Annotated in this window: 21 protein-coding genes and 1 pseudogene; 10 read left to right on the forward strand and 12 right to left on the reverse strand. The window is 55.5% G+C overall.

The features are described from left to right. Nucleotides 1-304: 304 nt before the first annotated feature. The 5 genes from N8E88_RS13515 to N8E88_RS13535 form a co-directional block, all read right to left on the reverse strand. The gene (locus N8E88_RS13515) at nucleotides 305-1,123 is read right to left on the reverse strand and encodes an ABC transporter permease (RefSeq protein ID WP_114428288.1); all 819 of its coding nucleotides are present in this window, start codon (nucleotides 1,121-1,123) and stop codon (nucleotides 305-307) included. Nucleotide 1,124: 1 nt separating this feature from the next. Then, nucleotides 1,125-2,036 carry an ABC transporter permease subunit gene (locus tag N8E88_RS13520; protein WP_262294116.1) on the reverse strand — a complete coding sequence of 304 codons (912 nt, stop codon included), beginning with the start codon at nucleotides 2,034-2,036 and terminating at the stop codon, nucleotides 1,125-1,127. A gap of 11 nt (nucleotides 2,037-2,047) precedes the next feature. Beyond that, a complete protein-coding gene (locus N8E88_RS13525) occupies nucleotides 2,048-3,196 on the reverse strand; it encodes an ABC transporter ATP-binding protein (RefSeq protein WP_262294117.1) in 1,149 nt (382 codons plus the stop codon). 70 nt (nucleotides 3,197-3,266) lie between these two features. Continuing rightward, entirely contained in the window at nucleotides 3,267-4,358 is a 1,092-nt protein-coding gene (locus tag N8E88_RS13530) for a polyamine ABC transporter substrate-binding protein (protein WP_262294118.1), read from the reverse strand. A gap of 180 nt (nucleotides 4,359-4,538) precedes the next feature. Beyond that, a complete protein-coding gene (locus N8E88_RS13535) occupies nucleotides 4,539-5,477 on the reverse strand; it encodes a DMT family transporter (protein ID WP_262294119.1) in 939 nt (312 codons plus the stop codon). A gap of 267 nt (nucleotides 5,478-5,744) precedes the next feature. Between N8E88_RS13535 and N8E88_RS13540 the strand changes: the two genes are divergently transcribed. Beyond that, nucleotides 5,745-6,341: a L,D-transpeptidase gene (locus N8E88_RS13540; protein ID WP_262294120.1), complete on the forward strand. Its 597-nt coding sequence runs from the start codon at nucleotides 5,745-5,747 to the stop codon at nucleotides 6,339-6,341. Nucleotides 6,342-6,943: 602 nt separating this feature from the next. Beyond that, nucleotides 6,944-7,582: a hypothetical protein gene (locus N8E88_RS13550; protein ID WP_262294122.1), complete on the forward strand. Its 639-nt coding sequence runs from the start codon at nucleotides 6,944-6,946 to the stop codon at nucleotides 7,580-7,582. A 365-nt stretch (nucleotides 7,583-7,947) separates the two neighbouring features. Here N8E88_RS13550 and N8E88_RS13555 read toward each other — a convergent pair whose 3' ends face one another. Both N8E88_RS13555 and N8E88_RS13560 read right to left on the reverse strand, forming a co-directional pair. Further along, nucleotides 7,948-8,640 (reverse strand): MATE family efflux transporter, encoded by a 693-nt coding sequence (locus tag N8E88_RS13555; RefSeq protein ID WP_410010645.1) that lies wholly within the window; start codon nucleotides 8,638-8,640, stop codon nucleotides 7,948-7,950. A gap of 465 nt (nucleotides 8,641-9,105) precedes the next feature. Beyond that, on the reverse strand, nucleotides 9,106-10,548 hold the full coding sequence (locus N8E88_RS13560) for a helix-turn-helix domain-containing protein (protein WP_262294123.1): 1,443 nt from the start codon (nucleotides 10,546-10,548) through the stop codon (nucleotides 9,106-9,108). Between the two features lie 269 nt (nucleotides 10,549-10,817). On the opposite strand from N8E88_RS13560, the gene aceA reads away from it, so the two are divergent. Then, nucleotides 10,818-12,107, forward strand: coding sequence for an isocitrate lyase (gene aceA, locus N8E88_RS13565; RefSeq protein WP_262294124.1), 1,290 nt, complete (start codon nucleotides 10,818-10,820; stop codon nucleotides 12,105-12,107). Between the two features lie 28 nt (nucleotides 12,108-12,135). Continuing rightward, nucleotides 12,136-12,369 (forward strand): SMc00767 family acetate metabolism repressor, encoded by a 234-nt coding sequence (locus N8E88_RS13570; protein WP_114428276.1) that lies wholly within the window; start codon nucleotides 12,136-12,138, stop codon nucleotides 12,367-12,369. 356 nt (nucleotides 12,370-12,725) lie between these two features. Here the strand turns inward: N8E88_RS13570 and N8E88_RS13575 are convergent, their stop codons facing one another. Further along, the gene (locus N8E88_RS13575) at nucleotides 12,726-12,971 is read right to left on the reverse strand and encodes a hypothetical protein (RefSeq protein WP_114428275.1); all 246 of its coding nucleotides are present in this window, start codon (nucleotides 12,969-12,971) and stop codon (nucleotides 12,726-12,728) included. A gap of 48 nt (nucleotides 12,972-13,019) precedes the next feature. Beyond that, nucleotides 13,020-13,235 (reverse strand): hypothetical protein, encoded by a 216-nt coding sequence (locus N8E88_RS13580; protein WP_262294125.1) that lies wholly within the window; start codon nucleotides 13,233-13,235, stop codon nucleotides 13,020-13,022. 593 nt (nucleotides 13,236-13,828) lie between these two features. On the opposite strand from N8E88_RS13580, the gene N8E88_RS13585 reads away from it, so the two are divergent. The 6 genes and pseudogenes from N8E88_RS13585 (at nucleotide 13,829) to N8E88_RS13610 (ending at nucleotide 20,604) form a co-directional block, all read left to right on the forward strand. After that, a complete protein-coding gene (locus N8E88_RS13585) occupies nucleotides 13,829-14,548 on the forward strand; it encodes a Crp/Fnr family transcriptional regulator (protein WP_262294126.1) in 720 nt (239 codons plus the stop codon). Nucleotides 14,549-14,855: 307 nt separating this feature from the next. Continuing rightward, on the forward strand, nucleotides 14,856-16,289 hold the full coding sequence (locus N8E88_RS13590) for a glutamine synthetase family protein (RefSeq protein WP_262294127.1): 1,434 nt from the start codon (nucleotides 14,856-14,858) through the stop codon (nucleotides 16,287-16,289). A gap of 265 nt (nucleotides 16,290-16,554) precedes the next feature. Beyond that, complete coding sequence (locus tag N8E88_RS13595; protein WP_262294128.1) at nucleotides 16,555-17,841, forward strand: NAD(P)/FAD-dependent oxidoreductase; 1,287 nt, start codon at nucleotides 16,555-16,557, stop codon at nucleotides 17,839-17,841. Between the two features lie 223 nt (nucleotides 17,842-18,064). Further along, nucleotides 18,065-19,159 (forward strand): calcium-binding protein, encoded by a 1,095-nt coding sequence (locus tag N8E88_RS13600; protein ID WP_262294129.1) that lies wholly within the window; start codon nucleotides 18,065-18,067, stop codon nucleotides 19,157-19,159. Between the two features lie 116 nt (nucleotides 19,160-19,275). Continuing rightward, a pseudogene (locus N8E88_RS13605) lies at nucleotides 19,276-19,416 on the forward strand (FAD-dependent oxidoreductase); the annotation flags it as partial. 225 nt (nucleotides 19,417-19,641) lie between these two features. Further along, nucleotides 19,642-20,604, forward strand: coding sequence for a calcium-binding protein (locus tag N8E88_RS13610; RefSeq protein WP_262294130.1), 963 nt, complete (start codon nucleotides 19,642-19,644; stop codon nucleotides 20,602-20,604). Between the two features lie 87 nt (nucleotides 20,605-20,691). Here the strand turns inward: N8E88_RS13610 and N8E88_RS13615 are convergent, their stop codons facing one another. The 3 genes from N8E88_RS13615 to N8E88_RS13625 form a co-directional block, all read right to left on the reverse strand. Beyond that, complete coding sequence (locus N8E88_RS13615; protein ID WP_262294131.1) at nucleotides 20,692-21,816, reverse strand: beta-ketoacyl-ACP synthase III; 1,125 nt, start codon at nucleotides 21,814-21,816, stop codon at nucleotides 20,692-20,694. Nucleotides 21,817-22,400: 584 nt separating this feature from the next. After that, complete coding sequence (locus N8E88_RS13620; RefSeq protein ID WP_262294132.1) at nucleotides 22,401-22,802, reverse strand: type II toxin-antitoxin system VapC family toxin; 402 nt, start codon at nucleotides 22,800-22,802, stop codon at nucleotides 22,401-22,403. Continuing rightward, nucleotides 22,799-23,029, reverse strand: coding sequence for a type II toxin-antitoxin system Phd/YefM family antitoxin (locus tag N8E88_RS13625; protein WP_262294133.1), 231 nt, complete (start codon nucleotides 23,027-23,029; stop codon nucleotides 22,799-22,801). The genes N8E88_RS13620 and N8E88_RS13625 overlap by 4 nt, the downstream gene beginning before the upstream one ends. Between the last annotated feature and the right edge of the window lie 50 nt (nucleotides 23,030-23,079).

Genomic DNA, 23,079 nt, shown 5'->3' on the forward strand with positions numbered 1-23,079 from the left:
TCCTTATCTAAAGACGTGAACCCGGACGGTCACTGACCAGGTCGTCCGGGTTTTCTTTAAGATAAGGGTTACGCTAAACGGCATGTACCGCATAGTTTCACCTCCAAGTTTGAGGCAAGGCTCTTGCCGCAGTCGGGGGAGCCTATCTTCCCCGATACACCGCTGGCCCGGTGTTGCTGCTTCGCCATCAAACCGTTTGCGCGTTAACGCCATTTCTCATCTATTGCTTGGTTTGATGTGGGCAACAACGAACGCAGAGTTGCATTCGAGGCGCTATCTCAGGCTCGGAAGTTGTCCAGGGTTGTCAGTTCCGTGCAGCGGCCTGTTCGTCGCGTGCCTTCTGGACCTCACGGCGCTTGTTGGCGATCGATGCAATGATCACTCCGACTGCGACGATGGCAATCAGGATGGTACAGGCGGCGTTGATTTCCGGTGTCACGCCAAGCCGGACCTGTGAGTAGATACGCATCGGGAGGGTCGTCGCACCTGGCCCCGAGGTGAAGCTGGAAATGACCAGATCGTCCAGCGAAAGGGTGAAGGCAAGCATCCAACCAGAGACCACCGCCGGCAGGATCACCGGCAGCGTTACCTTGAAGAACGTCGTTACCGGGGTTGCGCCCAGATCCATCGCCGCTTCTTCCAGCGAGCGGTCAAATGTCACCAATCGCGACTGCACGACCACGGCGACAAAGCACATGGAGAAGGTGATATGTGCGAGGGTCATGGTCCACAGGCCGCGGTCGAAGCCGATGGCAACGAACAGCAGCAACATCGACAGGCCCGTAATGACTTCCGGCATGACCAGCGGTGCGTAGATCATTGCCGAGAATAACAAGCGCCCGCGAAAGCGCGTATAGCGGGTCATGGCCAAGGCACCGAGTGTTCCGAGAATTGTGGCGACAGTCGCCGACACGAGACCGACGCGGATGGTTACCCAAGCCGCATCGATAAAGCTCTGGTTGTGGAAGAGAGAGACGTACCATTTTGTCGAAAACCCCGCCCACACGGTGACGAGCCGGGATTCGTTGAACGAAAAGACGACCAGAAGGACGATCGGCAGATAAAGGAAGGCGAAACCGAAAACCAGGGAGGCAATGTTGAAGCGGGACCAGGTGGTGTTCATCTTATTTCTCGCTTTCCTGCGCCCGCGCTTCCGCACGCTGGAACAGAACGATCGGCACGACCAGCAACAGCAGAAGGATAACAGCGACGGCGGAGGAAACCGGCCAATCGCGGTTGGAGAAGAACTCGTTCCACAGCGTCTTGCCAATCATCAGGGTCTGCGATCCGCCGAGGAGATCAGGAATGACGAATTCACCGACCGCAGGAATGAAAACCAGGAAACACCCGGCTATGACGCCCGGCATCGACAGGCGAAAGGTGATTTTCCAGAAGGCGAGTATGGGTGGACAGCCAAGATCCTCGGCTGCTTCGACCAGCGAGTAGTCCATCTTTTCCAGCGCCGAATAAATCGGCAGAACCAGAAATGGCAGATAGGAATAGACGATGCCTATAAAGACCGCCGTATTGGTATTGAGAATATTGAGCGGCGTGTCGATCACATGCGCCCACATCAGGAACTGGTTGAGCAGACCTTCAGGCTTTAAGATGCCTATCCATGCATAGACGCGGATCAGGAAGCTGGTCCAGAACGGCAGGATTACCAGCATCAACAGCGTCGGCCGTATCGTCGCGGGCGCGCGCGCCATGCCGTATGCAATGGGATAGCCGATGATAAGCGTCAGAACGGTCGAAACCGCGGCGATGAGCAAACTGGAAAGATAGGCTTTGTAATAAAGCGGATCCTCCACGAGCCAAATATAATTGTCCCACGAGAGCTGGGCGAAGCTCTCCCTGAGCCCTTGCCAACCCGCCGAGAGATTGAACGCAGGCGTATAGGGCGGAATTGCCATGGCGACTTCAGACAGGGAAATCTTGAATACGATGACGAAGGGAATGAGAAAGAAGATCAGCAGCCACAGATAAGGAACGGCTATGACGAGCCGGCCTACAACGGACGATATCAATTTCTGCATGACCAGCCCCCTCACGCGGTCAACACGATACCGGCGTCGGTATCGAAGTTGACCCAGACCGTATCGTCATAACCGAGCGGGTCCTCGACCGTGCGCACCGCGTTGAGGCTCGCAGCCTTGATGATCCGGCCGCTTTCAAGCTTCACATGGAAGACTGTCATGTCACCGAAGTAGGCGATGTCATAAAGCTCCCCATGCGCAGAGTTGATGGACGGATCGGCGGGCTGCTTGCGGCTGACCCGGATTTTCTCCGGCCTTATGGCAAAGCCGACCGGCTGGCCGACAGCGCAGCTTCTCGAGGCGGCATCGGTGCGGATCGTCAGGTTTTCAGGAGCAACGGCGATATCGATCTTGCCATTGGCGACTGCGGCGGCGGTGCCTTCGAACATGTTCACATTGCCGATGAAATCGGCGACGAACTTCGAGTTCGGGGCTTCATAGACTTCCGCCGGCGTTGCCACCTGCATGACTTTGCCCTTGTCCATGACAGCGATACGATCGGCCATGGTCATTGCCTCTTCCTGATCGTGGGTGACCACCACGAATGTCAGGCCGAGCTTCATCTGCAGGTCCATGAGTTCAAACTGGGTTTCCTCGCGCAGTTTCTTGTCGAGCGCACCGAGCGGCTCGTCGAGCAGCAAGACCTTCGGACGCTTTGCAACGCAACGCGCAAGCGCCACGCGCTGGCGCTGACCGCCGGAGAGCTGGTGCGGCTTGCGCTTGGCGAACTGCTCGAGCTTCACAAGCTTGAGCATTTCGGCGACACGCGCCTCGATATCGCCCTTGGCCATGCCCTCCTGCTTCAGGCCAAAAGCGATATTGCCTTCGACCGTCATGTGCGGAAACAGGGCATAGGACTGGAACATCATGTTGACCGGGCGCTTGTAGGGCGGAATGCCGCGCATGTCCTGACCGTCGATGAGAATGCGGCCGGCGGTCGGTTCCTCGAAGCCGGCAAGCATGCGCAGAAGAGTCGACTTGCCGCAGCCCGAAGCACCCAGCAGCGCAAAGAACTCGCGGTTGTAGATATTCAGAGACAAATCATTGACGGCCGCGAAATCACCGAATTTCTTGGTGACATTTTCGATCGCGATAAAGGGTTTCGCCTGCGGGTCATTCCAAGGTGCGAATGTGCGGCGAAAGCTTCCCAATGATTTCATGATTTGCCCCGGACTTTTCTGTTCTTGATTTCAAAAGACCCCGGCATTGGCTGCCGGGGTCTTTTGTGGATTATTGGCCTGTGACAACTTTCGTCCACAAGCGCGTCACCACGCGTTGGGTTTTGGTGTCATAGGGCGTCACCGTGAAGAGCTTTGCCAGCACCTCCGGTGTTGGATAGACAGCGGGGTTTTCAAGAACCGACTTGTCAATCATGGCCTGGGAGGCCTTGTTGCCGTTGGCATAGGACACGAAATCCGTTGCTTTGGCGGCAACTTCCGGCTTCAGCATGTAGTTGATGAATTCATGGGCTTCCGCGACGTGCGGCGCATCGGCCGGAATCGCCATGACGTCGAACCACATCTGTGCACCTTGTGCTGGGATCGCGTAATCGAGATTTACCCCGGCCTTCGCCTCTTCGGCACGGCTTTTGGCTTGAAGGATATCACCGGAATAGCCCAGAGCCAGACAGATATCGCCATTGGCCAATGCATTGATGTATTCGGACGAATGGAACTTGCGCACGTAAGGGCGTATCGATTCGAGTAGCGCCCCGGCCTTGGCGAGTTCATCGGGATCCTTGCTGTCGGGATTGAGCCCGAGATAGGCGAGCGCGGATGGCATGACGTCTGACGCGGAATCGAGGATATGGATGCCGCAATCCTTGAACTTTGCCGCCAGTTCCGGCTTGAACAGCACATCCCAGGTCGGCTTCTCATCCGAGCCGGTTATTTCCTTCATCTTGTCGACATTATAACCGAGGCCAGTTGTTCCCCACATGTAGTCGACGGAATACTCATTGCCCGGATCGTACGTCGCGATTCGCTGGTTGATCACGTCCCATGTGTTGGAAAGGTTCGGAAGCTTGGATTTGTCCAGCTTCTGGAACACGCCCGCTGCAATCTGGCGCTGCAGGAAGGAGGCGGTCGGCACAACGACATCATAACCGGTGCCGCCGGCGAGAAGCTTGGTTTCAAGAATTTCGTTGGAGTCAAAGGTATCGTAGACGACCTTGATACCCGTTTCCTTGGTGAATTCTTCAAGGATCGTCGGATCGATGTAGTCAGACCAATTATAGATATTGACGACGCGGTCCTGCGCGAAGGCCGAGCTTGTAAGGCCGAGTGCGAGCGTTGCCGTCAACAGAGCAGTTTTGATACCCATTTATTTCTCCAATGATGCTGGCACTAATCCTTTGAATTGTGCCGGGGTTCCCGTGATTGGCCTCCACCTTTTTAGATTGCGAAGGGTTCGTCAACTGGCTTCAGGCAACACTTTCATTGAAAATTGCGCAAGTGCGAAATTTTCAATGATGCAGCGCAGTCGTTACGCGGAAAATTGCGACTATCGGGCGATTGCCGCCACGCGCTTTTGGCGCCGATATTCCCAGCCGAGATGCATGAGCAGTGCGGCGAGAATGATGGCGCCGCCGATGATCGTGCGCTGAGCCGGGACCTCGTTGTGCAGGAGCCAGACCCAGACCGGGCCGAGCACGGGTTCGAGCGTGCTGATCAGCGCGGCCAGCGCCGAGGGAATGAGCCGCGCGCCGCTGACGAAGAATGCGAGGCCAAGGCCGAGATTGACCGCACCAAGTGCAAAGAGCAGCACGAAATCGCGCGCGCTGGTGCTGAACTCGCTGGCCATCGTCGAGGCCACGCAGCCGGCAATGACCATGCCGAGGAAAACCGCCGGCGTCATGCGCAGATGCGCCTTGCGGCGGGTGATGACGGTGGCGATGGCGAACGAGATGGCGATCAACAGCGCCAGCATGTCGCCGATGGGGGAAACCTCCCCGTCGAGCGAATCCGAGACCATGATGGCAACGCCGGCGATAACCACGGCAATGGCGATCCATGTGGCGGTACTGATGCGCTCGCGGAACAATATCCACGAGATCAAAGCTGCAAACAGCGGCACGCCCGCCTGCAGCAGGAGCACATTGGCGACCGTCGTATAGGACAGCGCGATGATGAAGCAGGATGAGGCGATGGCGAAGCAAATGGCGACGCCGAGGCCCGCCAGCCCCATATGCTGAAACAGCCGCCATGTGCCGCGCGGCCCGTCGCGCACCAGCATGAAGCACAGGAGAAACAACGCGGCGAAAACCGAGCGCCAGAAGACGATCGTCCAGTTGTTATTGGCTTCAACGAAGCGCGTGAGCGCGCCGCCGGTGCTCCATGCGATCGCGGCGCCCGCCACCAGCAGACAGCCGATCGCGGCCTCCGAAGAGGTCTTGGCAGGATCAGGCCCGGCGACGGGCGGCAGGGGCACGGCGATACTCATGCACGCGACAATGCCAAGCTTGTGGCAAAGGTTGAGTCTGGAAAGCGACTGTTGATTGTCGGTTTAACGGCACCGGCGCCGGTGTTCAGTACGATAGGTCGATCTTGGCCTCTACTATCGGCTTTGGCTTCAGCTTTTTCACGCCTGAGGTGCGGGATACCCCAGCTAGTTGTTCATAGTCGATCGCCGCGATGCGTGAGACTTGGCCAGCCACTCCCGCGATGTTAGGGTGGCCGCGAATGTGTCGACTGGTTGGGGCAGGTACAAATGACAATTGAAAAAATCACGCGCCGCGGGCTGATGCTGGGCGGATTGGCACTCATGACCTCCGGGTGCGGTTCCGGAGTGCGCGACGCGTTTTCGCCAATCTCATCAGCTTTTGCCGTGCCACGCGGCATGGATCCCCGTTTGAGGCGGCAGGAAGTCGCGTATCAAGGGAGCGAGGCGCCCGGGACGCTCGTCGTCAACACCTATGAACGTTTCCTCTATGCGGTCCAGGGGGACGGATCGGCCACGCGCTATGGTATCGCCGTCGGGGAAGAGGGACTGACGCTCAAAGGCAGAGCGACGATCGAGCGTAAAGAGCAATGGCCATCCTGGACGCCCACTGCAAGCATGATCAGGCGCAAGCCGCATTTGGCGCAATATGCCGGCGGAGTCCCAGGCGGGCCAAATAATCCGCTCGGTGCACGGGCGCTTTATCTCTACCGCGGCGGACGTGACACCTATTTTCGTCTGCACGGTACAAATGAACCCTGGTTGATAGGACAAGCTGTGTCGAACGGGTGCATTCGCCTGACGAATGAGGACATCCTTTATCTCTATGACAACACGCCTCTGGGAACGCCGGTATTGATCGTCTAAGAGCTGTCTTCAAACTCTCCTGCGACGGTCACCGCGATTTTCTGCGCCTCCGGTGCTCAGGTATTCGATGCACGCTGCGTCCGTCGCAAAGGCGGCCTCGAAAACCACGCCATATGTTTCGCGGCAAGGCTTTCAGGCTCCAAATATCCCGGCCGGATCGTCCTGTTGCAAACTGGACACACTCGTTGTGCGTTTACCTTACCAAGTGCGTTTACCTTACCAAGCTCTAGTCATCACTACTATTTGTGCTACTCTACCATTGGTAGTACTCTACCGTCGGTAACCTACTCGCCTTTGAGGGAAAGGAAATCTGATGAGCAGGATTTTATTCGCTGTAGTTTGCACTATAACCGTTGCCAGCCTAAGCGCTTGTGGGTCGATGGGTAAGGGGAAAGCTCCGCCGCCAGTCGCTGAGGAGCCCGCAGCAGCACCAGTTTATAAATAAGAAGTTTCGTCAAAAAAATGGAAGGGTCGCCCGACCCTTCCAGCATCATGTGATCTCGCAAAAAAAGCCGGCTTCACAAGCGGCTGTGCGGCCCCCGATGATTTATGACGGGTTTGGCCGGGCTTGAGGATTGCGTTTTGACGAATTCTGGTATGGGATGACGCTCATGAGTGTTCGTCTTTTGTCTGTGATCATGCTTGGGCTCGCAGTGGCGGGATGTCAAACGAGCAATGAGAGCAAGTCGGGTTCCGTGTCCGGTACCAGTGACAGCACTGCGGCCGTTCAGGTGACTTCGGCGACAACAAAACAACCCGCGCAAAAAAACGGGCGCTACTATATCGAGTTTCGCTCGCGCTACGCCCTTACCTACGGCCATACCTATGTGATGTTCGGGCGTCTGGACAAGGCGGGCAATATAGTTGATCGCGAAGTTGCCGGTCTCCACCCGGCTACGAACAGCGTGGTTCCATATATTCTTGGCCACTACATACCCGTTCCAGCCGAGACCGGTGAGAGCGACGGTGATACGGACGATAAGTACAGGTCGGCAACCTGGCGCGTCACCTTGAACGAAGCCGAGTACAACAAGGTCGTCGCCTACATACGCAAACTGCAAGCCAGATCGCGCTTCTGGCAGGCAACGACGTTCAACTGCAATGCCTTCGTCGGCGAGATCGCGCGGTCCATGGGATACAAAGCACCCGGCCACTTGCTGCGTCCGCAACAATACATCGTCAAGCTTCGAGAGATGAACGGCGGGCCAAATGCGGTCGGTTATACCGGCCCTCCCGGCTAGGAATTCGCGCTCTGACGGCCTGCAGATGGCGTCTTTCTGTGCTCCGTTGCTCACGTACCCTAAAGTACGCTGCACTCGCCGCGAGGGCGGCCCCGGAAACCGGCGTTTTCGCCTCGTCATGATCGCGAATCTCGCAGACCTAGTCTAGGTGGAGAAGGCCATAGCAAGTTCGCCACATCTCGATTGCAAGTCGTTATCTATTGCCGAATGTCGCGATGCGGAGGCGCGGGAGCGCCATCAATAAACTTACGCCTCGCATAATCATGAACATATGAAGAGCGATCCAAAGGCCATAATTATCAAACAACCACCCCAGCACAAATAGCGCTACGACGTAGACCGCAAATGATAATATCATCATATTTCTAAGCATTGAAGACCACGTTGCCCCCAGATAGATCCCGTCCATCACCACTGCGGCCCACGCAACGCCAACGACTCCTTGAGAGATATAGCCCCCACCATACCGATAAGCAGATGTTAAGAATATTAATCAGCACTTGGAGCCCCAACGCGTGCCGCGCTTTGGCTTTCCCAAGTAGAACACCCAGGATCACATAATTCATCAATGAAAACGGGGCCGCTATCAGCCGAATTCCGATATAGGAGGTCATTGCCGAGCCAACTGCATCGGATGCTCCGATAAAACCCGTCCCCGTCAAGCATATGAGCGGCGCACCAATGATCAGCACAATGCCGCACAAGATTCGCAGGATGGAAGCGCGCCAGAATATCTTCTGTTCTTCGGCAATATCGTCTGCGCCATACGCCTGGGCGACAAGTCCAGTTGTTCCAGCGCGCAAAAAATTGAAACTCGTAAACACCAGGTCAAATATCACGGCACCAGCAGCCAAGCCCGCCAACAACGCAACATCGTTGAGTTGTCCAACGACTGCTGTGTCCACGAGTCCCAAGAGCGGAGTGGTCAAATAGGCTAACGTCATTGGCGCCGCGAGAGCCAACACGATGCGGTTCGTGACTTCGAACGCGCCACCCTGGGCTTGGTCATCACCGTCGCAGCGACCATGGCCGGATGATCCATCCTTGGAATTAAACATGTCCCACCAACTCGCGATCATCCACGGTACGAGTTCGGGGAATGCGGCCATTGTCGACGAGTTGAAGTAGCTCGTGTTTTGACAACCAAACCGGGCCGCTTCTTATTCCGGCCTGTCTCGAAGTTGTTAATGACCCGCTCGATCCATTCGGAGGAAATAAAGTGATTCTCGTTTTTGTGCAGGCCAATCCAGTCATCTCCGCCTACAAGTTTACCTGCATCGTATGACATGGAAACAGTAACCCTTTCAGGGTCCAAACAAAATATATGAATAATTGACTTGCACAGGCGACGAACTATTAAATTGATTTCTGCATGATCTATATCGAAGCCAATAACATTTGGCTATATTTTCATTATTCATATGCGTATACGAAAGCTACAATATTGTTAATATTGCAGTCAATATCTTTATTTAACAATTATACTTTTAACTCTGCATTGCATTGAGTTGCAGTTATTTGTACTACTGAAAATCGAACGCGCTGAGCCCCGTCACCATCTCGTCCAGTCCCACCGGCCGTGTCACGGGTGGTTCGGCCCGGGAGAGGCAGGCGGCGCGTTCGCACAGGCGGCAGGCCGGGCCGACAGGCGTGGAGCCGACGAATTTGCCGAGCGGAGGGGCGCTGATACTCATGTTACCGAACGCGCTGCCATAAACCGTCTTGTCAGCATGTTCGATATCGCAGCCGAGAAGGATGGCCGTGCGGCGCGGGCGTTCGTTGAAGGCGCCCTGCGGCCCTTCCAATGTGCGGGCAATGGTCATGAACTCGGCGCCATCCGGCATCTCCACCGCCTCGACGAGGATCTGGCCGGGCTGAGCGAACGCGGCATAGACAGGCAGCTTCGGGCACTCGCCGCCGAAACGGGACTGCGGAAACCCTTGCGCCCCTGCCCGGCGGAAACGATTGCCGGCGTGATCGACTTCCAGCATGAAGAACGGAATGTCGGACTTGCCGTCAAGCGTTGTCAGGCGGTTGGCGGCCTGTTCAAAGGAGACGTGGAAGCGTGAACGAAGGACGTCAACATCATAGCGAGCACGAACAGCCGCGCTCTGGAAAGCCTGATGAGGCATCATGAGTGCATGCGCCGCGTAGCGCCCGAACTCGAAACGGGCGATTCGCCGCGCCTCGTCCGAGGAGAGTTTCAAATCCTGTATTTCGGCTGCGATGACCACCTGCATGCGCATGAGCGCCGCCTCCATCGCCACTTCACGCAACTGGTCGAAGGGCGACAGCCGCTCGGAGATGAACAGCCGCTGCGAATGCCGATCATAACGCCGGCGCCAATTCGGCATGGTCGCCACGGGAAGCACACGCACGGAGATGCCATGTTCACTCTTTAACCAGGCCTTCAGGGCGCCAAGCAAATCATCGCCGGGTTTGAGCAGGCCGGTAAAGCTGTCGACCTCCCCCTCAATGCGGGGAAAATGATTGGCGCGGCGCTCCAGCGCCTCGCGGACCTCGTTCAGCGGCATGCGTGTGGCGACAAGGGATGGGGCGCGACCGTCCTTCGCCAGAAGTTGTGACAGATCAGAAAGGCGCTCGAGCGATTCCCGGTACGCGCGATAAAGCTTGATGACGCCGGTGGCGGCATTGGGCGCAGCATCGCTGATTTCGATGAGCTCCTGGTCGCCCGGCAACTCGCCATTGAGCAGCGGGTCGGAAAACACTTCCTTGAGCACGGCCATGGAGGAGCCAGTCTCCATTTGCAGTGTGTCGAGCTCGATCTTGTAGGTTGAAGAGAGTTTGAGCAGGAGCTGGACCGTGAGCGGCCGCTGGTTGCGCTCGATGAGATTGAGATAGGACGGCGAAATACCCAGCGCCTCGGCCATCGAGGTTTGTGTGAGACCACGCTCGTTGCGAATGCGCCTGATGCGCGGACCGGCGAATATCTTGCCCTCAGCCATGGAGCCTCACTGTTGCGTGCATCGCCGCTGTGCGTGGTTCATTATGACAAGATTTACACATCTCGCTTCCATGCCAGGATATTACAAAATTTACAAATTTACAAACCAGTATTGTCAAACACACAACAGGATAACTCGATAAAACCGCCAAAACATGCGATATTTCTGGCTTATCTCGCCCTGCAATGTAAATCTAGTCATATCAACGCAGTCGTCAAACTCCCTATCAGACAGGCTGCGGCGGGATACAACTCTTTGTGGAGACAATAATGACTGATTTTTACAACCTCGTACCAAACGCACCGGAGGGCCGCTATGATGGTATCGAACGTCCTTATACACCTGACGATGTCCAGCGCCTCAGAGGCTCGGTTCAGATCAAGCATACTCTCGCTGAAAACGGTGCCAACCGGCTCTGGAAGCTCATTCACGAAGAGGGTTTCGTCAATGCACTGGGCGCTCTCTCGGGCAACCAGGCTATGCAGATGGTTCGCGCAGGTCTCAAGGCAATTTATCTTTCCGGATGGCAGGTTGCTGCCGATGCAAACACAGCTTCAGCCATGTATCCTGACCAGTCGCTCTACCCGGCAAATGCGGCGCCGGAACTGGCCAAGCGCATAAACAAGACGCTGCAGCGCGCCGACCAGATCGAGACGGCAGAGGGCAAGGGCCTTTCGGTCGAGACCTGGTTCGCGCCCATCATTGCCGATGCGGAAGCAGGATTTGGCGGACCACTCAACGCCTTCGAGATCATGAAGGCTTTCATCGAGGCTGGCGCTGCCGGTGTCCATTACGAAGACCAGCTCGCTTCCGAGAAGAAGTGCGGTCATCTTGGCGGCAAGGTTCTGATCCCGACGGCCGCGCATATCCGCAACCTGAACGCCGCGCGGCTTGCCGCGGACGTTATGGGAACGCCGACGCTGGTCATCGCCCGCACGGATGCAGAGGCTGCCAAGCTGCTGACCTCGGATATCGATGAGCGCGATCAGCCATTCGTCGATTACGACGCCGGACGGACGACCGAAGGCTTCTATCAGGTCAAGAACGGACTGGAGCCTTGCATCGCTCGGGCCGTCGCCTATGCGCCGCACTGCGACATGATCTGGTGCGAGACATCGAAGCCGGATCTTGAGCAGGCCAAGCGCTTCGCCGAAGGTGTGCGCAAAGAGCATCCGAACAAGCTACTCGCCTATAACTGCTCGCCTTCCTTCAACTGGAAGAAGCATCTGGATGAGGCGACGATTGCCAAGTTCCAGCGCGAGCTCGGGGCGATGGGCTACAAGTTCCAGTTCATCACGCTGGCCGGCTTCCATCAGCTCAACTTCGGCATGTTCGAACTCGCCCGTGGTTACAAGGACCGGCAGATGTCGGCCTATTCGGAACTGCAGGAAGCTGAGTTTGCCGCAGAGACCAATGGTTACACCGCGACCAAGCATCAGCGCGAAGTCGGTACCGGCTATTTCGATGCGGTTTCGCTGGCAATCACCGGCGGCAAATCCTCAACGACCGCAATGAAGGAATCGACCGAGACGGCACAGTTCCGTCCGGCTGCAGAGTAAAACAACAAAAACGCCAAGGAGAAAAATCATGGCACCGCAGACACGCGTCAAGGAACGGGCCGAGGAGCAATCATCGGCCATGAATACAGACCAGCAGGCTGTCATTCGCATGGTCGCCAATGACTTGCATCGCCTCAACCAATCCGTCATGAAGGCGGTTGACGCCGGTGTGTCCGTGGAACTGGTTCGCTCCGCCCGTCACCATGGCGGCGACGGTAACTGGGGCGATCTTCTGATCCCGGTTGTTCTTACAAGGCAGTAGCTCTTCGCGGTCTTTCAGGGCCCGGTCTGGAGCCAGAATGACGCGCATAACCGCTCGCAAGCAATTGCAGGCGGTTTTCGCTCGCACACTAGAGCAAACTTTGTCTATTCAGAGCCAGTTCTGGGCCAAATCCTTCGGGCTTCGGCTTCGTCCGATGGACAGGCATCGGCCTCGCCAAACCCCTCGACCTTGTCCACGAATTCTCTCCGGCAGAACGACTCTGAATAAACAAAACTTGCTCTAGCCAAGAGAAAAGTGCGTGGTCCGATTTGCCGTCGAACCACGCACCGATGACTGGAGCTGTCTGACCCCACAGCGAACGAAGGAAATTCGCATCAAACCATCCAATCACCTGCTCAGTTCAAGAAGAGGCGCCTTATATTCATGGTCGACGCGGGCGTTCGATCCATATGCTGGTCGGCCGCATAGGCAAGGGCAAGGCCGACAATGGCTCGCGTAATCTCATTCGACGACCAACCTGCTTCTCCTGCCTCACTCGCAAGAAAATCGACGGCACGCCGGAACTCTGGCTCCAAAGCCAGCTGACAATCGTAGCTCCGGCTTGGATATTCAGTCGGACGCATCGGTTTATGAATACGCATGCTCCCCTCCTTATGCCATGCATGAGCTCCCGGGAAATGCGACGGATATCAAACTGTCTGGTAGCATCTCAGAAACTTCAAATGCATGCGCTCACGCCTTTTTGCTTTACGCAGAGCATGTTTTCCGACAAGTGTCTTGCTGGTCAGCGCAGAAACCAAAAACTTCGGATCATGCTCCTCAACATTCGACCCCCATTGCCCGACATACCGCTTTTGGCAAAGAGGCAGAATGTTATCGCCTGAAAAATAATAGACGTCATTCATCCTAGTCTTCCCCTCGGAAAATCTAAGCAAACGTATCAATACAGTAATTATTTCGAATTAGTAAAAGTATATATAGAAAATTTTGTCTGTCAATTGAACAAACTTTTTTGACAAATAACCTTGCCAAAAGAATACGTCAAAATTGATGAAACATTGTGCGCGTCAATTTAGATTGGAGCATTTACCCGAGACATACATTACTTGCGATAACCGTTCGGGTTCGAAGTTTCGTATTTCTGCTGCAGGTTTTTTCCAGTCTCGGGTGCTCCGATGGCACGCGGGCGTATGAACCTGAGCCGCGGCATCTTTTCAGTTTTCGTTTCGGAGAATACGCGCGATAACTTCCCCTTCTTCGCCACAAGAATTGATCTGAAGTATCGACTGGAACATTCTAATGTAGAGCAATCTCTTTTATATTTTACAATATGTGTCATAATAGGGTGCAGAGAAAATATAACCGATTATTCGGTCAAATAATGACAGACAATTCTACAATTGTCCATTGGCGGACAATGCATTGTGTCATTTTTTTATTTCGATATTTATAGCATTTCATCACGCAGGATTCTCTGTTCCCGCGAGAAGGGACGAGGATGTCAGCTTCACAATTTGCGTTTGAGAACAAGCTTCTCAGGCATATGCGTGCGAACGATTTTGAGTTGCTGGCACCGCATCTCGACGCACAGAAGTTGCCGCTGAGGCACGTGATCGAGAAATCGCAAACGCCCGTCACGGACGTGTACTTCCTTGAAACAGGCCTTGCCTCGATCGTCTCAAAAATGCCCAGTGGCCGCGACGTCGAAGTAGGAGTGTCCGGCAATGAGGGGATGACGGGTTCCTCAGTCGTTCTTGGCGGGATGCAATCGCCGCATGACAGCTACATGCAAGTAGCCGGCCTCGGTTACAGTATCGCTACTGTGGATCTTCAACGCGCTATGGAAACAAGCACCACGCTGCGCAGCTACCTGCTCCTCTATGTCCAGACCTTGGTCATCCAGACGGCCTCGACCGCATTGGCGAATAGCCAGGCGGACGTCTCATCCAGAATGGCTCGTTGGCTCCTGATGGTGCATGACCGCACGCATGGTCCAGATATTGTGCTGACGCACGAATTCCTGTCGGTCATGCTTGGAGTGCGGCGGCCATGGGTGACGGAAGTCTTGCATATACTGGAAGACAAACGGTTGATCCGGGCAAAGCGAGGACAGATAACCATCGTCGATCGTACCGGGCTCATGGCCGAGGCCAACGGTTTCTACGGGGTAGCCGAGCAAGAGTATAAACGGCTGCTCGGGATAAACCTCGCCCGATAATTCCCTAGAAACGAGTGGAGTGACAATTTTCTCGTCCCCGCCTCCCATATTGCAAACGCTGGAGGATTTCCGCTTTTCGTTCGAACGACGAAATGCTGTTTTACGCAATTCCGGACGGAAAACCGCTTCACACTTTTCCTGGAGTTGCTTTAAGTTTGTTTTTACGCAGTTCCGGACGGAAAACCGCTTCACACTTTTCCTGGAATTGCTTTAAGTTTGTTTTTACGCAATTCCGGACGGAAAACCGCTTCACACTTTTCCTGGAATTGCTTTATCATCTTGTCACCGCAACTCATTCTGGTGATTGATGCCTTCCGAAACTCCCGAGAAAAAACCCGCACGGACGACAACGCGGCGGCGTACACCCGCTTATGTCAAAGCTACGCGCGGCGTGAAGAACTGGCGCGAAGCTTCCGAGTGGCTGGCCTGGCGGGATATCGAGGACATCGAATGCATTACCCCGGATCAGGCCGGTGTGGCGCGCGGCAAAATGATGCCGTCGAAGAAATTCACATCCAATACCTCCCTGGCGCTCCCTTCCGCCGTATTCATGGCGACGATCTCGGGTTCCTATCCGGAAGACGGCCATGGCTTCTCCTATCCTGAGGATGACGGCGATCTGAAACTGATGCCGGATCTTTCCACGCTCTCGGAAGTACCATGGGAGGCCGACCCTACAGCACAGGTCATCTGTGATCTCGTCAACAAGGACGGACAAGCGGTAGAATTTACCCCTCGCAACGTATTGAAGCGTGTCATGGCCGCTTATGCCAGGAAGGGCCTGAAGGCGGTCGTCGCGCCGGAGATCGAATTCTATCTCGTCAAGAAGAACCCCGATCCGGATTATCCCCTGACCCCGCCTGTCGGACGCTCTGGCCGGGCGATCGGCGGCGGACAAGGTTATTCAATCGCCGGCGTCAACGAGTTCGATGAACTCATCGACGATATCTATCATTTTTCCGAGAGTCAGGGCCTTGAGATCGACACGCTGATCCATGAGGAAGGCGCGGCGCAGCTCGAAATCAATTTGCGGCACGGCGATCCGATCGAGCTTGCCGATCAGGTGTTCCTGTTCAAGCGCACGATCAGGGAAGCCGCACTGAAGCACGACATGTATGCGACATTCATGGCGAAGCCTATACAGGGCCAGCCGGGTTCCGCGATGCATATCCATCAATCGATCATCGACAAGAAGACGGGCCGAAACGTGTTCTCCAACCCGGATGGAACGGAAAGCCCGGCGTTCCGGCATTTTATAGGCGGCATGCAGAAACATGTCCCGGCCTCGCTGGTGATGTTTGCGCCCTATGTGAATTCGTACCGGCGGCTGACACCGGCGGCCTCTGCGCCCGTCAATGTCAAATGGGGCTATGACAACCGCACAACGGCCTTTCGTGTACCGCGCTCGGACCCTGCGGCACGGCGTGTCGAAAACCGAATCCCCTCCTCCGACGCGAACCCGTATCTGGCATTGGCGGCATCGCTGGCCTGCGGTCTGATCGGCATGAACAACAAGATCGAACCCGACGAGCCTGCCTCGACGACGGTCAACGACAATCTGATTGAATTGCCGCGCGGGTTGATCGAGGCGACGATCCTGTTCGAGCAGGACAGGGAACTGGTGGCCATGCTCGGTGAATCCTTCGCAATCACCTACGCCGCAATCAAGCGCGCCGAGTTCGAGACCTTCATGGAGGTCATCAGCCCGTGGGAGCGCGAGTTTTTGCTGCTGAATGTTTGATGTTGTCCCTCCTCCGCTATTTTCTTTCTGCGCAACTGCTGTGCGTGGTTCGACAAGCTCACCATGAGGGAGGTGGGTTGATTGCAAGCAGTCAAGTTCTGCATGGTTGGTGGTTGCAAGCAGTCAAGTTCTGCAAGGTTGTTGATTGCAAGCAGTCAAGTTCTGCAAGGTTGGTGATTGCTTGCAGTCCACAACCTGCCTCATGGTGAGCTTGTCGAACCACGCACAGCAGTTGCGCAGCAGATAAACGTAGAAGTTTGCAAATATGCCCTACCAATCACCCATTTCCCCCGGCGTTTCCTGGTACGAGTCAGCCATCACCGACCGAACCGAATATCCGGCGCTGGATGGATCGCGCAACGCCGATGTCGTCATCGTCGGCGGCGGCTTTACCGGCCTCTCCGCTGCCGTGCATCTGGCATCGGCGGGCGTCGACGTGGTGTTGCTCGAAGCCTGGCGCTTCGGCGACGGCGCATCGGGGCGCAATGGCGGCCAGCTCGGCACCGGCCAGCGCGCCTGGGCGGAAGAACTCGAAGCGCAGTATGGTTTCACCCGCGCCAAGGCGCTCTTCGATCTTGCCGAGGAAGCGAAAAGCCATCTGCTGCAATTTGCCGAGACCCACAAGATCGACATCGAATATGTGCCGGGACAAATGTCCGTCGTGCATAAGAAACGCTACCTGAAGGACTATCGGGCGCACGCGGAACTGATGGCGACACGCTTCGGCTATCCGCATATTCATTATATGGACGCCGCGGAAACCGCGGAGCGCCTTGGTTCGACGCGCTATCTCGGCGGAACATACGACAAGGGCACCGGCCATATCCAGCCGATGAAGCTGGTGGTTGGCACGGCAAAGGCCGCGGCGCAGGCCGGCGCGCATCTCTACGAGAACAGCAAGGTCACCAGCATCAAATCCGAAAACGGCCGCGTGACCGTCACGACTCCCTTCGGCAACGTGACCGCGGCGAAATGCCTGATCGCAGTCAATGCCTATGGCGGCAATCTCGAACCAATCAGCGCCTCGCATGTGATGCCGATCCGCTCGTTCATCGGCGCGACGGTGCCGCTCGGGCCCGACAGTCCCGTTTTGCCGGGCGGCGAGAGCGTCGACGATTCGCGTTTCGTCGTGCGCTATTTCCGCCGCTCGAAGGATGGGCGGCTGTTGTTTGGCGGGCGCGAGGCCTATACGGCGGACAACCCGCTCGACATCAGCACGCATATCCGCCGCCAGATCGCCGAGATTTATCCGGCGTTGGCCAATGTCGAAATCACGCAGGCCTGGGGCGGTTCGGTGGGCATTACCCTGCCGCGCCAGCCCTTCGTGCGCGAGGTCATGCCGAATGTGATCTCGGCCGGGGGCTATTCCGGGCATGGGGTGATGCTGTCGAACTTCGTCGGCAAGCTCTATGCCGAGACTGTGGCCGGCAACCGCGACCGGCTGAAACTGCTGGAGGAGCTGAAAGTGCCCGCATTTCCGGGCGGGCGGACATTCCGCGCACCATTACTGTTTCTTGCACTGAGCTGGTATGCACTGATGGACAGAATCTAGCTTTCTTCAAATAAAAAAATGCCAAATTCTTATGTCTAAGTATATGTTTCTGGTAACTATTCTGGATTGTGCATTAATTATTTATGATTATACTTTGATATAAGTAAATATAGGTATACACTCTCTTGCAGCGACTGTGGGGTTCAAGGCCCCATTTCGGCGACCGCCCCGCAGCCCGAGAGGGCCGCGCTTGTGCCCTCTCACCAACGGGGAGGATGAAATTATGGCAGAGGAACTATCGCAATCTTACAGAAATATCCTGAATGTGGGCAGTGCGGCGACGCTGGAGGGCACCAATGGCAATGACACGCAAGTATGGACGCTACCGCTAGGGGCCCAGCACTATTACAACGGGCTGGATGGAAACGACACCATCAGCAGCGCGCTTGCAGGCAACAGCTATATCGAAGGCGGCAAGGGCAACGATATTCTAACCGGCGGTCTTGGCGAAGATACTATTGGATATTTGAACTCTGAAGGTCCCGTCAATGTCACCCTCACTGGCGCTGGAGGCATCACGATGAACGCCTATATAGGCGACGCCATCGGCGACATCACATTGTCCGGTTTCGAAAATCTGGTTGGCTCAAAGAACCCCGACTATTTGAGAGGCAATGGGGACCCGAACAAAATTCTCGGTATGAAGGGCGCGGACAGTATCAACGGTTATGGCGGCAATGACTCGTTATATGGTGGCGATGGCTTCGATTACATAGACGGTGGCGACGGTAATGACCACCTCTTTGGTGAAAACGACGGTGACGACCTTAGAGGCAAGGCTGGCAACGACATATTCGATGGCGGCCCTGGTAACGACTACCTGACCGGCGGCGACGGCAACGACACCTTTCTCTTTAGCGAGGGCGGTGATTACATCAGGGGTCAGGCGGGCATTGACACAGTGGATTATTCGGCAAGTCCGGGCCAATACAATGGTGCTACCATCAACCTCGATACAGGACTGGGCTACGATGACGCAGCGGGGGCAAGGTATGAGACCATCGAAAATGTCATCGGCACCAATTTCAATGACGACATTTGGGGCGACGATCAAGCCAATACAATGAAGGGAGGCCCCGGTCGGGACAACTATTTCTACTATGACCTCGCCAACCTTGATGGAGATGTCATACTGGACTTCAGCACTGTTCAGCATGACTTGATCAAAGTGAGTGTCAGCTACGACCAAATAATTGAAGTCTCCAGGGATACTCGAGAACACTACGCCATATTCAGGCTTAACGATGGCAGCCAAACAGCCGATATAACCGTTTACTATCAAGATCCTGGTTTTCCTGATAAATTTACTGTCTTTTAACAGACCGGCTGAAGCCGAGCTGAATCAGCTGCGGTCGAGGAGGGCAATGAGTTCGCCCTCCTCTTCTTCTGCAAGCCTGAACCTTTCTGGGGCGGGTCGGTGGGCATCACCCTGCCGCGCCAGCCCTCGCCGGCAATCGCGACCGGCTGAAACTGCTGGAAGAGCTGAAAGTGCCCGCATTCCCGGGCGGGCGGACATTCCGCGCACCATTACTGTTTCTTGCGCTGAGCTGGTATGCACTGCTGGACAGAATCTAGATATCCCCAAATAAAAAAATGCCAAATTCTTTTGTCTAAGTATATGTTTATGGTAACTATTCTGGATTATGCATTAAATATTTAGGATTATACTTTGATATAAGCAAATATAGGTATACACTCCCTGCAGCGACTGTCGGGGTTTAGGTCCCCATACCGGTTGACCACCCCAGCAGCCCGAGAGGGCCACGCTTGCGCCCTCTCACCAACGGGGAGGATGAAATTATGGCAATCGATCTGGACTCAAACATGCTGACTTTGCTCGGCATTACCGCACCCGTCTACCGCGAAGGTACGGAGGCAATCGATGCAATCACAGGTGGCCGTTCGAGCGATTACATCAAAGGCTTGGGCGGACTCGATGTTCTGAGTGGCGGCGATGGGAATGATTACATCGAAGGGGGGACATCACTTCTTGGACTGACCCCTGAACTTTTGAACGGCGGCAGTGGCAACGATACCGTAGGTTACTTCAATGCGTCGGGTCCGGTGACCGTCAACCTGCTCTTGAACGGGACTGGGACGGCCACCGGTGCGGACGGAGTGGATGCACTGACCGGTTTCGAGAATGTCGTTGGCTCAAATCACAATGACACGATCAACGGTGACACTGGCAATAACAAACTTTTCGGTATGGGCGGCAATGACACGATCAACGGTCGCGGCGGTAATGACACGCTTTATGGCGGCAATGGCAACGACACGTTCATTTACAGCGGCGGCGATGCCATGGACGGCGGAGCCGGCATTGATACCGTGGATTATAGAGCAAGCACAAATGTGGATGGCGGTGCCACCATCGATCTCAGGCCAGGGGAGATTGGGCGCCATGATGCAGCGGGAGATACATACTTTTTTATCGAAAATGTCATTGGTACCCCCCGCAATGATGACATTTATGGTAATGCATCAGCTAACGTGATGAATGGCGGTGCCGGCACCGACCGCTTCTACTACAAGAATCCTGCCGACCTAAATGGCGATAGAATCAACGATTTCTATACGTTCGATGGCGAGAATGATAAGGTTCACCTTACCGGTTTAGGTCTTACCGATGCTAACATCACCTCACAAACAATTGCAGGATCATATGTGCGCTTCACAATAACAAGTGGCAGCCAGAGCTATACTATTGATGTCGATGGAAGAGATTATATTCCATTCGAGTCACAAGTTTTCGTGCTATGAATCATCCGGCATCGCCGCTTTGATTGAGAAGATTCGGCAATAGGGAAGGGTGCAATTTGCACCCTTCCCTAAACCAGGAGAGTCCCCCTAAACCTTCCGCACGATCACGCTGCCCACCGAATATCCCGCGCCGAACGAACAGATAACGCCGAGGCTGCCGGGCGCCAGATCGTCGGAGTATTTCGAGAACGCTATGATCGATCCGGCGGATGAGGTGTTGGCATAATCTTGCAGGATATTGGGCTGTTCGCCGGGTTCCGGCTCGCGGCCGAGCACCTTGACGCCGATCAGGTCGTTCATGCCCTTGTTGGCCTGGTGCAGCCACAGCCGCGACAGGTGCGCGGGCGCGATGTTTTCGTCGGCAAGATGGGTGAGGATAAGATCGGAGACGATCGGCACCACCTGCTTGAACACCTTGCGGCCTTCCTGCTTGAAAAGCATGTCGCGCCGGTCGGCCATGTGGCCTTCGCGGGTGCGGCGCAGGAAGCCATTATTGTTGCGGATATTGTTGGAGAATTGCGTGAGGCAGCGGGTGGAGACGATCTCGAAGCGGTCCTTGGCGGTGGCCAGATCATCGCGCTCGAGCAGCACGGCGGTGCAGACATCGCCGAAGATGAAATGGCAATCGCGATCGCGCCATTCGAGATGCGCCGAGCAAATCTCCGGATTGACCATGAGGATCGCGCGGGCCGAGCCGGAGCGGATCATGTCGGCGGCGGCCTGGATGCCGAAGGTGGCCGACGAGCAGGCGACATTCATGTCGAAGCCGAAGCCTTCTATGCCGAGCGCCTGCTGCACCTCGATGGCAATGGCCGGATAGGGGCGCTCGTGATTGGAAGCGGCGCAGATCACCGCATCGACTTCCGACACATCCCGCCCGGCTTTGGCGAGGGCGAGACTGGCGGCATGCACAGCCATCTGCGCCATGACGGACAGGTCCTCGTCGGCACGCTCGGGCAGGACCGGGTGCATGATCTCCGGATCGAGGATGCCGGATTTGTTGAGGACATAGCGGTTTTCAATGCCTGACGCGCGGACGATGAAGTCCTCGGCTGACATGGTCATGGGCTCGCGCGTGCCTGCGGCGATTTCATCGGCGTAGAGCTCGTTCTGCCGCGTGGCATAGGTGTTGAACGCCTCCACCAGCTCGGCATTGCTGATGGACTGTTCCGGCGTGAAAACGCCCGTACCGCTGATGACGACTTTATGCATGGCGCTTCCAAAATCTTGTGTTTGAAAAGCGATAGAGTTTCCGGACGTTTCGCGCAAGTTGTCATAGGTGGGCTCACCTCTCCGCCATGACGAACGCTACCCTCTCCGTCATCCTCGGGCTTGACCCGATGACCCACGGCAAAGCAGCTCTATTCTTTCAACCACCCGACACATTCCAGCCAATTCCATTCTCAATGAAGAATTGCCGTACTGTGTTGCTGGATCCCGTTGAGATGCCGGCATTGGCAATGCTCCTCAGCCATGGGTCCTCGGGTCAAGCCCGAGGATGACGGAGAGGGTAGCGTTCGTGATGAGAGTAAAAGGGCATTTCACGATCGGTGGGGCGGTGTTCCAAGCCGAAGGTAGCCCGAATTGAGCCTCGCCCTGTCATCAAGGGTTCACGTGAGGGTCATAGCCTTTCCCCGGTAACCATTTGGGATCTGGTCGTGACGGTAAGTAACACAACTGATACCAGTCCGCGCAGAGCTGAGCATCCACTCGACAAACCAAGCAGCTCGGTCAATCGCCAAACCCAAGAAGCAGGCACTCGAACAAATTGGTCGGCTTTGCCGGCCATTTTTGTTTCACCATACCCGGCCAACCCAACCTTTGTGGCTGGCAAGCTCATCGAAAGTTGTATCGGCGGAGATCAATGGCAGCTCATGATGTATTGCTGTCGCAGCAAGCATCCGGTCGAATGGATCGCGGTGAGCCCAATCCATGGTACCGGCATTCAAACTGATCTCCGGAGTAAGCGCGGCAAGGCGACCATATTGCTCATCAAGGATGTGCGGCAGGGTGTTTAGATAAGGCGCCATCTCTGGCCATTTGCCAATGCGAACTTTCTGGGCGATTTCGAAAAAGCTGACAGGCGAAATAAAAACAGCCTCTGCCTCTTCGATCGTCGATAAGTGTTTTACTGGTAACAGATTGTCTTTAAGCAAAAACCAAGCCCACACATGAGTGTCCAGAAAGACTGATTTCACTCGCCACCTTCCCAAAGCTTCAATTCTTCTTCGGACATAGGTTCAAAGAAATCCGGCGCTGTGCCTACGAGCCCCTTCAAAGCCCCTGCTTTGAAACGGCTCTTGGGAATGGGCACTATTTTTACGACGGGATTCTTGCCTTTGGCAATGATAACCTCTTCGCCAGCCAAGGCCGCGTCGATCAGTTTCGATAAATTGGTTTTGGCTGCGTGAACTGTAACCAGCATTGAAATGCTCCATTAGCTAACTTAGCTAATACCATCGATCTTCTATTTCT

It is taken from the genome of Phyllobacterium zundukense (assembly GCF_025452195.1).
Taxonomy (GTDB): domain Bacteria; phylum Pseudomonadota; class Alphaproteobacteria; order Rhizobiales; family Rhizobiaceae; genus Phyllobacterium; species Phyllobacterium zundukense_A.

What these genes read in the sequence shown, in the direction of transcription:
- N8E88_RS13515 (WP_114428288.1), bottom strand. Translation starts at nt 1,123, where the DNA reads ATGAACACCACCTGGTCCCGCTTCAACATTGCCTCCCTGGTTTTCGGT.
- N8E88_RS13520 (WP_262294116.1), bottom strand. Translation starts at nt 2,036, where the DNA reads ATGCAGAAATTGATATCGTCCGTTGTAGGCCGGCTCGTCATAGCCGTT.
- N8E88_RS13525 (WP_262294117.1), bottom strand. Translation starts at nt 3,196, where the DNA reads ATGAAATCATTGGGAAGCTTTCGCCGCACATTCGCACCTTGGAATGAC.
- N8E88_RS13530 (WP_262294118.1), bottom strand. Translation starts at nt 4,358, where the DNA reads ATGGGTATCAAAACTGCTCTGTTGACGGCAACGCTCGCACTCGGCCTT.
- N8E88_RS13535 (WP_262294119.1), bottom strand. Translation starts at nt 5,477, where the DNA reads ATGAGTATCGCCGTGCCCCTGCCGCCCGTCGCCGGGCCTGATCCTGCC.
- N8E88_RS13540 (WP_262294120.1), top strand. Translation starts at nt 5,745, where the DNA reads ATGACAATTGAAAAAATCACGCGCCGCGGGCTGATGCTGGGCGGATTG.
- N8E88_RS13550 (WP_262294122.1), top strand. Translation starts at nt 6,944, where the DNA reads ATGACGCTCATGAGTGTTCGTCTTTTGTCTGTGATCATGCTTGGGCTC.
- N8E88_RS13555 (WP_410010645.1), bottom strand. Translation starts at nt 8,640, where the DNA reads ATGTTTAATTCCAAGGATGGATCATCCGGCCATGGTCGCTGCGACGGT.
- N8E88_RS13560 (WP_262294123.1), bottom strand. Translation starts at nt 10,548, where the DNA reads ATGGCTGAGGGCAAGATATTCGCCGGTCCGCGCATCAGGCGCATTCGC.
- aceA (WP_262294124.1), top strand. Translation starts at nt 10,818, where the DNA reads ATGACTGATTTTTACAACCTCGTACCAAACGCACCGGAGGGCCGCTAT.
- N8E88_RS13570 (WP_114428276.1), top strand. Translation starts at nt 12,136, where the DNA reads ATGGCACCGCAGACACGCGTCAAGGAACGGGCCGAGGAGCAATCATCG.
- N8E88_RS13575 (WP_114428275.1), bottom strand. Translation starts at nt 12,971, where the DNA reads ATGCGTATTCATAAACCGATGCGTCCGACTGAATATCCAAGCCGGAGC.
- N8E88_RS13580 (WP_262294125.1), bottom strand. Translation starts at nt 13,235, where the DNA reads ATGAATGACGTCTATTATTTTTCAGGCGATAACATTCTGCCTCTTTGC.
- N8E88_RS13585 (WP_262294126.1), top strand. Translation starts at nt 13,829, where the DNA reads ATGTCAGCTTCACAATTTGCGTTTGAGAACAAGCTTCTCAGGCATATG.
- N8E88_RS13590 (WP_262294127.1), top strand. Translation starts at nt 14,856, where the DNA reads ATGCCTTCCGAAACTCCCGAGAAAAAACCCGCACGGACGACAACGCGG.
- N8E88_RS13595 (WP_262294128.1), top strand. Translation starts at nt 16,555, where the DNA reads ATGCCCTACCAATCACCCATTTCCCCCGGCGTTTCCTGGTACGAGTCA.
- N8E88_RS13600 (WP_262294129.1), top strand. Translation starts at nt 18,065, where the DNA reads ATGGCAGAGGAACTATCGCAATCTTACAGAAATATCCTGAATGTGGGC.
- N8E88_RS13610 (WP_262294130.1), top strand. Translation starts at nt 19,642, where the DNA reads ATGGCAATCGATCTGGACTCAAACATGCTGACTTTGCTCGGCATTACC.
- N8E88_RS13615 (WP_262294131.1), bottom strand. Translation starts at nt 21,816, where the DNA reads ATGCATAAAGTCGTCATCAGCGGTACGGGCGTTTTCACGCCGGAACAG.
- N8E88_RS13625 (WP_262294133.1), bottom strand. Translation starts at nt 23,029, where the DNA reads ATGCTGGTTACAGTTCACGCAGCCAAAACCAATTTATCGAAACTGATC.